Source organism: Flavobacterium sp. W22_SRS_FP1, assembly GCF_052113685.1.
Lineage (GTDB): Bacteria > Bacteroidota > Bacteroidia > Flavobacteriales > Flavobacteriaceae > Flavobacterium.
In genome coordinates this window covers 1-10,335 of record NZ_JBGQOE010000047.1, presented here as the reverse complement: position 1 = coordinate 10,335, position 10,335 = coordinate 1, and the positions used below count along the sequence as shown (strand labels likewise).

The window sequence follows — 10,335 nt, the reverse complement described above, 5'->3', positions numbered from 1 at the left end:
AGTGGAACTGCAACAATTACAACGCCAAGTTCTCCCGTGACAACGGTAACTGGATTAGTAGCCGGTACTACTGCAACAGTGAGGTGGACCGTAAGTAATGGAACTTGTAGTGCTTTTGATGAGGTGGTAGTGAGAAATAATATAGCACCTTCACCGCCTGTTTCTGGAGGCAATATTACCGAATGTAAAGAACCTTCAATGCAAACTCTAACGGCTATTGCTACTGTTCCTGAAGGTTATTCTATTATTTGGTACGACTCTGCAACTGATGGAGCGATTGTTCAAAATCCAACTCTAAATGCTGTAAATACAATTACATATTATGTAGAGGCGGTAGACAATGCTACCTCATGTGTAAGTTTAAATCGTACTCCAGTTACGCTAACAATAAAGACTTGCTTAATCGCAATTGTAAAAACTAATGACATTGCAGTCGGACCAAATGACTGTGCTACTCTAAAAGTTGGCGATATTGTAACTTATACATTTACAGTAACCAATCTTGGTAACGAAACCTTAAACAATATAGTTGTGGCTGACCCTCACGCGGGCTTATCTGCAATTGAATTGCAAAGTGGTGACCTTAATACAAACAGTTTGTTAGAGGTTAACGAAATTTGGGTTTATGAAGCAGTTTACACAGTAACTCAGGCAGATATTGATAATGGAAGCATTACAAATCAAGCTTCTGTGACTGGTATTGCTTCGGATGAAACGCAAGTAACAGATCAATCGGGTGATTCAACAACCAATAATACACCTAATGTAATCTCTATTTGTACAGCACCACATATTGCCTTGGTTAAAACAAATGACATTACAGTGGGTGAAAATGGATGCGCTACTCTTGTTGTTGGCGATGTGGTAACTTATACCTTCACCGTGACCAATCCTGGTAATGTAAGTTTACACGATGTAACTGTACTTGATCCTCATATCGGTCTATCTGCTATTGCCTTGCAAAGTGGAGATGCTAATGAAAACAGTATCTTAGATGTTACCGAAACTTGGATATATAATGCAACTTATACCGTTACTCAAGCTGATATTGATAATGGAAATATTACCAACCAAGCTTCGGCTATTGCTACTGCTCCTGACACAACAATAGTAACAGACCAATCTGGTAATTCAGCAACTGATGATGCTAATAATGTGATTCCTATTTGTACCAACCCTGCTATTGCAATTGTGAAAACCAATGACATTGCAGTGGGAGAAAATGGATGCGCTTCTCTTGTTGTTGGCGATGTGGTAACTTATACCTTCACCGTTACAAATCCTGGTAATGTAAGTTTACACGATGTAACTGTTCTTGATCCTCATACCGGTCTATCTGCTATTGCCTTGCAAAGTGGAGATGCTAATGAAAACAGTATCTTAGATGTTACTGAAACTTGGGTTTATAAAGCAACTTATACTGTAACTCAGCCCGATATTGATAATGGAAGCATTACCAATCAAGCTTCAGCAAATGGTATTGCTCCTGATGATACTCAAGTAGGCGATCAATCTGGTAATTCAGCAACTGATGATGCTAATAATGTGATTCCTATTTGTACCACCCCTGCTATTGCAATTGTGAAAACAAATGACATTACGGTGGGAGAAAATGGATGCGCTTCTCTTGTTGTTGGCGATGTGGTAACTTATACCTTCACCGTTACAAATCCTGGTAATGTAAGTTTACATGATGTAACTGTTCTTGATCCTCATACCGGTCTATCTGCTATTGCCTTGCAAAGTGGAGATGCTAATGAAAACAGTATCTTAGATGTTACCGAAACTTGGTTTTATAAAGCAACGTATACTGTAACTCAGGCCGATATTGATAATGGAAGCATTACCAACCAAGCTTCGGCAAAAGGTATCGCTCCTGATGATACTCAAGTAGGCGATCAATCTGGTGACTCAGCAACTGATGATACTAATAATGTGATTCCTATTTGTACCACCCCTGCTATTGCAATTGTGAAAACAAATGACATTACTACGGGAGAAAATGGATGCGCCACTCTTGTTGTTGGCGATGTGGTAACTTATACCTTCACCGTGACCAATCCTGGTAATGTAAGTTTACACGATGTAACTGTTCTGGATCCTCATACCGGTCTATCTGCTATCGCCTTAGAAAGCGGTGATCTAAATGCTAACAATATATTAGAAGTTAACGAAACTTGGATTTATAAAGCAACTTATACTGTAACCCAGTCCGATATTGATAATGGAAGCATTACCAATCAAGCTTCAGCAAATGGTATTGCTCCTGATGATACTCAAGTAGGCGATCAATCTGGTGATTCAGCAACTGATGATGCTAATAATGTGATTCCTATTTGTACCACCCCTGCTATTGCAATTGTGAAAACAAATGACATTACTGCGGGAGAAAATGGATGCGCCACTCTTGTTGTTGGCGATGTGGTAACTTATACCTTCACCGTGACCAATTCTGGTAATGTAAGTTTACACGATTTAACTGTTCTTGATCATCTTACCGGTCTATCTGCTATTGCCTTGCAAAGTGGAGATGCTAATGAAAACAGTATCTTAGATGTTACCGAAACTTGGGTTTATAAAGCAACGTATACTGTTACTCAGTCCGATATTGATAATGGAGGCATAACCAACCAAGCTTCTGTTACTGGTATTGCGCCTGATGATACTCAAGTAAGCGATCAATCTGGTGACTCAGCAACTGATGATACTAATAATGTGATTCCTATTTGTACTACAGCTAATATCGCTATCACAAAAGACGGTACTTATCAAGATACCAATGGGGATGGAATAACAAACATTGGAGATGATGTTATTTATAACTTTGTGGTCACCAATACTGGTAATCTGACTCTTACCAACATCACTATTACCGATAATAATGCGGTTATTTCTGGTGGACCATTAGCCTCTCTTGGAGCGGGGGCTTCTGACAGCACAACTTTTACAGCTGTTCATGCCATCACGCAAGACGATATTGACGCTGGCATAGTATACAACTTGTCAACAGCAACCGGAACTCCTCCTGATGCGCCAGACGTAAGTGCCACTTCGACTGACCCCACTCCTTGCACCTCATGCCCTATTAGCGAGGAATGTCCAGATTGTACAATAACAACATTAACACAAACACCTAGTATTTCCTTAGTTAAGACTGGTGCTTTCATTGATGCCAATAGTGATGGTTATGCTCAAGTAGGTGAGACAATAAACTATACTTTTATAGTTTATAATACAGGTAATGTCACCTTAACAAATGTTATAATAACTGATCCTTTAATTGGTTTAATCATATCTGGTAACCCAATTACTATCTTAGGACCTGGAGCTACTAATAACAATGTGACTGGAGTTTATTCTATTACTCAAGCAAATATAGATGCTGGTTTAGTAATCAATTCGGCTTTGGCAATTGCTCAGGACCCAAAAGGAAATGATGTTATCGATATCTCTGGAACAGCGATTGATAATGATACGCCTACAGAAACTCCGCTTTCTCAAACTCCTGAAATTGCTTTAGTGAAAACAAGTACTTTCAGTGACACCAATAATGATGGTTATCCTCAAGCGGGTGAAATAATCAATTATAATTTCACAGTAACCAATACGGGGAATGTCTTAATAACCAATATCATTATAACTGATCCATTAGTTGGGCTAATATTAACGGGGAATCCAATTGCTTCTTTGGCTCCCGGAACAACAAATAGTTCTGAGAGTGGAATTTACACCATTACCCAAGCTGATATCGATGCTGGATCGGTAACCAACTCTGCTTTGGTAACTGGAAAGGATCCTTTGGAAAATGACGTTACTGATATCTCAGGAACCACGGTGGAGAATAATACCCCAACTATTACTCCTCTTATTCAAAACCCCGGTTTAGAGGTCATTAAAACAGCCAATAACGAAAATTACAGTTCTGTAGGAGACATTCTTAATTACACTATTCAGGTAAGAAATACAGGAAATGTTACCCTCTATCAAATAACGGTTACAGATGAACTCACCGGCTTAACAACTATAATTGAATCCTTGGCACCTGGCAGTACTCAAGAATTTACCCAGAGTTATACTGTAACACAAAGTGACAGAGAGAACAGTTCGGTAACAAATTTAGCCGAAGCAGATGGGTTTACGCCAAATGAAACCCCTATACACGCCGAGGATAGCGCTGAAGTTGAAGCTGCAATAGTTTTAGGCTGTCAAACTATAACAGTTCACAATGCATTCTCTCCTAATGGAGACGGAATAAATGAGGTCTTTGTTATTGAAAATCTTGAAGACGTGTTGTGTTATCCAAACAATTCTCTTGAAATTTATAATCGCTGGGGTGTATTAGTATTTGAAACTACAAATTATAATAATACAAGTAATTATTTTAACGGAGTTTCAAGAGGAAGAACTACTATAAGCCAGTCTGCTGGTTTACCTACCGGAACCTATTTTTATATATTAAATTATACTTCTATTGAAGGTACTGGAGGTGTAAAAAATAATACAAAAGATGGATATTTATATCTAACCCGATAAACGGTATTACTACCTGATGATTCAATATAGTCTTCAGGTAGTGGATAGCCGCTTAATAAGGCTGTTTCTCTTAAACGTAAATCAGTAATCAAAAGTATCAAAACTACATTTTAAAAGTGTATGATTTAAATGATAATTTATTTAATAAATATCTATTATGAAAACAAAAATATTCTCCTTCGTTTTTATGTTCACGGCCATTGTAAGTTTTGCACAACAAGATGCTCAATTTACACAATACATGTATAACACAATCAATATCAATCCTGCTTATGCAGGCTCTAGAGGTGCTCTAAGTGTTTTTGCACTCCATAGAACCCAATGGGTTGGACTCGATGGCGCACCCGTTACAAATGCGGTATCAATGAACACTCCTTTTTATGAAAGCCGTTTGGGCCTCGGGGTTTCTATAATAAACGATAAAATAGGGCCGATTCAAGAGAATACCATTTCAGCTGACTTATCGTATACTATCCCAACATCAGAAACAGTCAAGTTGTCCTTTGGAATGAAGGCAACTGCCAATTTATTTGATTTAGATGTTTCGAGATTGAATCCCGTAGATGACGACCCCAGCTTACATGATTACAACAATAAATTTTCTCCTAATATAGGTGCTGGTGTTTATCTGCATTCTGATAAAGCCTATGTGGGCTTATCTGTCCCCAACTTTCTAGAAACCAATCGTTATGATGCTAATGATGTTAGAATATTTAAAGAAAAAGTAAACTACTATTTAATAGCAGGATATATTTTTGACTTCAGCAATTACATAAAGTTTAAACCTGCTCTACTAACAAAAATGGTAAAGGGAGCGCCATTGCAAGTAGATGTGTCTGGGAACTTTATGTTTGATGACAAACTCGTAGTAGGAATAGCCTATAGATGGAGTGCTGCGGTAAGCGCTATGGTAGGGTTCCAAGTTACAGAAGGTTTGTATTTGGGTTATGGATATGATCTTGAAACAACTAATCTGGACAATTATAACTCTGGTTCACACGAAATCTTCTTACGCTACGAACTATTTAGGAAAAATAGAAAAATGACAACCCAAAGATTCTTCTAAAAATAATAAAAATTCAAAATATGAAAAACAGTTTATTCTCTTTAATAGTAGTAAGTATTGTTTCACTCAACTGTTTTGCCCAAAAAGCAAAAACCCCTACAGCAGAGAAAATAAAAGTTCCTTTTGTCTCTATAAATGTCATCAAAGTCTACGAAAGGGTTGCTGGGAAAGGCTACAAATCTATAGATATGTTTAAAAAAATTGGGGATTCCTATTACTCAAATTTTGAGCCGGACAAAGCAGCAAGTTGGTACTGCGACCTGTTTGACATGACCTGGGATTTAGAACCTAAATATTATTATCAATATGCCAACTCATTGAAATCTATTGGAGAAAATGATGCCGCCATTGAAATACTTAAAAAATTAAATCAAAAATCAGAAAACCTAGAGGTCAAAAATTATCGAAAACACATATTAAACTGAGAACCCAAAAATTCTTATAAAAAATAATTATTATGAAAAATAATATACTCTTTTGCATAACTATAATAAGTGTTTTTTCATTTAACATTTATTCACAAAAAGCTAAAATAGCTGCTGCTGACAAAAAGTATGACAGTTATGCCTATGTAGATGCCATAAAAACTTACGAAAGGGTGGCTGAAAAAGGATACAAGTCAGAGGAGCTATTTAAAAAACTCGGTAATGCATACTATTTCAATGCGAAACTAGAAGATGCTGCCAAGTGGTACGGCGAATTATTTGACATGACCACTGATTTAGAGCCGGAATACTATTATCGATATTCGAGCTCCTTAAGATCCATAGGCGAAAATGATAAAGCCAATGAAATGATGGCTAAATTCAATCAGTCCTCCGGAAATGACAGCAGGGCAAAACTATTTGAAAAAAACAGGAACTATCTCGAGGAAATAAAAGAAAATTCTGGAAGATACGAGATTGAGGATGCGGGAGTTAATTCCCAATATTCCGATTACGGAACCGCCATTTATTCAGATAAAATAGTTTTTGCATCAGCAAGAGATACTGGAAGCTTAGTTCATCGCCTGCATTCTTGGACAAATCAACCTTTCACTAATTTATACGTCGCCGACCTTGGGGAAGAAATGATTCTAGGAAAACCTAATAAGTTTGATAAAAATATAAAAACTAAATTTAATGAATCCACCCCTGCCTTTACAAAGGACGGGAATACGATGTATTTTACAAGAAACAACTACTTAGACGGTAAAAAAGGAAAAGATGGAAATGAAGTTACATTAGTAAAAATATACAAAGCCACTCTAGAGAATGAAAGCTGGACTAAGCTGACCGAGCTTCCTTTTAACAGTGACAATTATAGTACGGCTCACCCTGCTTTGAGCCCTGACGAAAAAACACTTTATTTTGCTTCAGATATGCCCGGTGCAATAGGGCGATCCGACTTGTTTAAAGTACAAATTAATGAAGATGGCAGTTTTGGTATTCCCGAAAATCTAGGAAGAACAATCAATACCGAAGGAAGAGAAAGCTTTCCATTTGTTAATGATGAAAATGAAATCTATTTCACATCTGACGGACATCCCGGACTGGGTGGATTCGATGTTTTCGTAGCCAAGATCAATACAGATGGAACTTTTAATAAAGTTCAGAATGTGGGAGCCGACGTAAATTCTCCTAAAGACGACTTTGCTTATTGGATAGACACAAAATCTAGAAAAGGTTTTTTTAGTTCTAACAGAGAAGGCGGACAAGGGTACGATGATATTTATAAATTCTTGGAAATTAGAAGGCTTACCTGTGAGCAAGAACTATACGGAGAGGTAACGGACATTGCGACGAAAGAGCTGCTTCCGGATACAAAAATCAGTTTGTTTGATTCTCGATTTACTCTAATGGGTACCACTAATTCTGATCAAAAAGGCATGTACTCATTTCCCGTAGAATGTGGGGAAACCTATTATGTAAGAGCTCAAAAACCAGAATATACTGCCAAAGAAGAAAAAATAACTATTGCTAAAGAAAACGGAAAAACAAATTTACCAATAGCACTTGAAAAAGAAGAATGTAAGGTAGCGATAGGTGATGATTTAGGGAAATGTTTCGGAATTACGATGATCTACTTCGATTTTGATAAATCTGATATTCGAATGGAAGCAGCTTTAGATTTAGAAAAAATATTAGATGTGCTGAACCAATACCCTAATATGAAACTTGACATACGATCACATACTGATAGCCGTGGATCATTCAAGTATAATGAAGCATTATCTGACAGACGTGCTAAATCAACCATTAACTGGCTAATAAAAAATGGCGTGAATAAGAATCGACTGCAAGGTAAAGGATATGGAGAATATCAACTCGTAAATAAATGTTCAGACGGGGTAGAATGCACTGAAGACGAACACCAACTTAACAGACGTAGTGAGTTTCTTATAACTGATTTGTAAACAATCAACTTAAATTACATTAAAATAACCTCAGAAGTAAAACCTTCTGGGGTTTTTAATTTGATCCCATATCAAAATACCTGTAAGTATAAATCTAATAAGAGAAATAAAAGCTGATTTTTATGAGCTAAACTTTAGTATTAAATTTTAATAATAATGATGTCTACCAATCAAAAATTTACAAACATACAATCTTAAAAAAAAGAACATAACTATTTAATATAAAGAGTTTTAAAAAATCAATAATTTCATAAAACACTAAAATTTAGATATTTATTAACTATAATAACAACATATTTAATATACCTTTAAGTATGGTTAGCAGGAAGATTATACTGCATACTTTGTAAAAAAAAGACGTACTTAATCAAATTAGTTTTTGAAAATCTACAAAAACTTGTTTGATAATTAAACTAGAATCAAATCAGAGTACAAATATTATTATAAAAAAAAAATATCATGAAAAATAACATACTCTTTTACATATTTATAATGAGTGTTTTCCCCTTACACTCTTTTGCTCAAAAAGAAAACGTTTCTTTAGTTGAGAAGAAAACAAAAAATATACAAACATCGGGTATAGTTTCTAGCTCTGAAAGAACTGTAAAAAAATATCATGTAGAAGAAAGCATTAACATGAATTTTGGAGGATATACTACTACTTACAACGTATCTGACTCAAGCTTAGTAAACACAAACGATTTAGGGCCTAACAACACAAGGGTCGTAACAAAGCAGTTTGCGGAAGAAAAACAACTTATGACTGACCACACAGAACAAATAACAGATTCTGCGAACATCGACTTGCAACCTGCAAATTTGAAGCCAGCAGACTCTATAAAGAGACAAAGCGGATATGCTTCCGTATTTATGATTAAAACTTACGAACGAGTCGCGGAGAAAGGATACAAGTCTGTCGATATATTTCAGAAATTAGGAAATGCATTTTATTTTAATGACGAATTAGACAAAGCAGCTAGATGGTATGGAGAACTATTTGCCATCACTTCAGACTTAGAGCAAGAGTATTATTACCGATACTTTGCCTCTTTAAAAGCAATTGGTGAAAATGAGAAAGCCAACGAAATGCTGGCGAGGTTTAATCAATTATCCGAAAATGATAACCGTCAATAAAATTTATATAAGTGCTTCTAATCAATATCTATTATAAAAAAAAGAGGCTGCGATTTGGGAAAAACAGCCTCCAGTTAAAAAAAATTAAATTATATTTTAGCAAAAATGTTAGTATAGTACTTTTTGCCAGTTGTAGTATTCTCTCTTATGGCGATTCCAAAATGAGTGAAATTACCTTCTATATTTTCTTTGTGACCAGGACTATTTAACCATGCATTAAAAGCTGCTTGAGGCGAGCTATAATTATACGCTATGTTCTCCCCAACTTTTTTGGCTCCCAGAACATTGATTATGTTCTCTGAACGGGCAACAAAATCATTATGATTAACAACATTATTGGCAATCATATATTGATCGTGCTCTTCAGATTTATATGAAATATGGTTTATCTTTTGTAAAGTATTTAAACCGACACTAACTCTATAGTCATTTATTAACTTCATCGTCTCTAATTCGTCTGCTCTATAATTATAATTTAGTACCTCTTGAGATTTTGCTTCTACCGCAGATGCTTCTGAAGAATCAGAAGAGCAAGAATTCATTGTGAATATTATTGCTGACAAAAATACTGCACGTAGTATAAATTTTTTCATAATATGGTAGTTTAGGTTTAAAGTAGATTGTGGGGCAAACTTCTTTAGGTTAAAATTGTATGTATTTTAATTCTTTTCAAATATACACGCAAACCCGATAAAACAACTAATTTAATCGATGAAATACATAAAATAGTACTTAAATTAATATAAATCTTACATAATTAATGTGATATTAAATTTATATTAAGAAATTATCTTATATTGTATTACAGCATTTATAAATAATATCAAGGGAAACAACAAGCCGATTAACTTGCTAAATGGAAACGGAGTTTATTCAATAACTATTGATTTATAACCAGAATATTATTGATGATACACAACATGTCGAAAACTGATTATAACTTTCATAGGAGATATAAAAATATAATTGCAAGACTAAAATAATGATAAATGATGGATAACATTTGTAAAAAAAAATCACAAAAAAAGAGACTGCGATTTGGGAAAAACAGCCTCTAGCTTAAAAAAAATTAAATTATATTTTTGCGAAAATATTAGTACAGTACTTTTGGCAGTTGTAGTATTCTCTCTTATTGGTCTAACCCCCTAATAATCGGACTTTAACATTTTAAGTTTTACAAACATACAAAATAAGTAAATATCTTTGC

6 protein-coding genes are annotated in these 10,335 nt (G+C 35.2%); 5 read left to right on the top strand and 1 reads right to left on the bottom strand.

Annotated elements, in window-relative coordinates; genetic code table 11:
* The 5 genes from ACEN2H_RS15230 to ACEN2H_RS15210 form a co-directional block, all read left to right on the top strand.
* On the top strand, positions 1-4,533 hold a 4,533-nt coding region (locus tag ACEN2H_RS15230; RefSeq protein ID WP_441733837.1), incomplete at its 5' end, for a DUF7507 domain-containing protein.
* Positions 4,534-4,690: 157 nt separating this feature from the next.
* Positions 4,691-5,599, top strand: coding sequence for a PorP/SprF family type IX secretion system membrane protein (locus ACEN2H_RS15225; protein WP_441733835.1), 909 nt, complete (start codon positions 4,691-4,693; stop codon positions 5,597-5,599).
* A gap of 20 nt (positions 5,600-5,619) precedes the next feature.
* Positions 5,620-6,024 (top strand): tetratricopeptide repeat protein, encoded by a 405-nt coding sequence (locus ACEN2H_RS15220; RefSeq protein WP_441733833.1) that lies wholly within the window; start codon positions 5,620-5,622, stop codon positions 6,022-6,024.
* 32 nt (positions 6,025-6,056) lie between these two features.
* Entirely contained in the window at positions 6,057-7,994 is a 1,938-nt protein-coding gene (locus tag ACEN2H_RS15215; RefSeq protein WP_441733831.1) for an OmpA family protein, read from the top strand.
* 459 nt (positions 7,995-8,453) lie between these two features.
* Positions 8,454-9,128, top strand: coding sequence for a hypothetical protein (locus tag ACEN2H_RS15210; protein WP_441733829.1), 675 nt, complete (start codon positions 8,454-8,456; stop codon positions 9,126-9,128).
* An 89-nt stretch (positions 9,129-9,217) separates the two neighbouring features.
* Here the strand turns inward: ACEN2H_RS15210 and ACEN2H_RS15205 are convergent, their stop codons facing one another.
* Positions 9,218-9,721, bottom strand: a complete 504-nt coding sequence (locus ACEN2H_RS15205; RefSeq protein ID WP_441733827.1) for a CAP domain-containing protein — start codon at positions 9,719-9,721, stop codon at positions 9,218-9,220.
* Between the last annotated feature and the right edge of the window lie 614 nt (positions 9,722-10,335).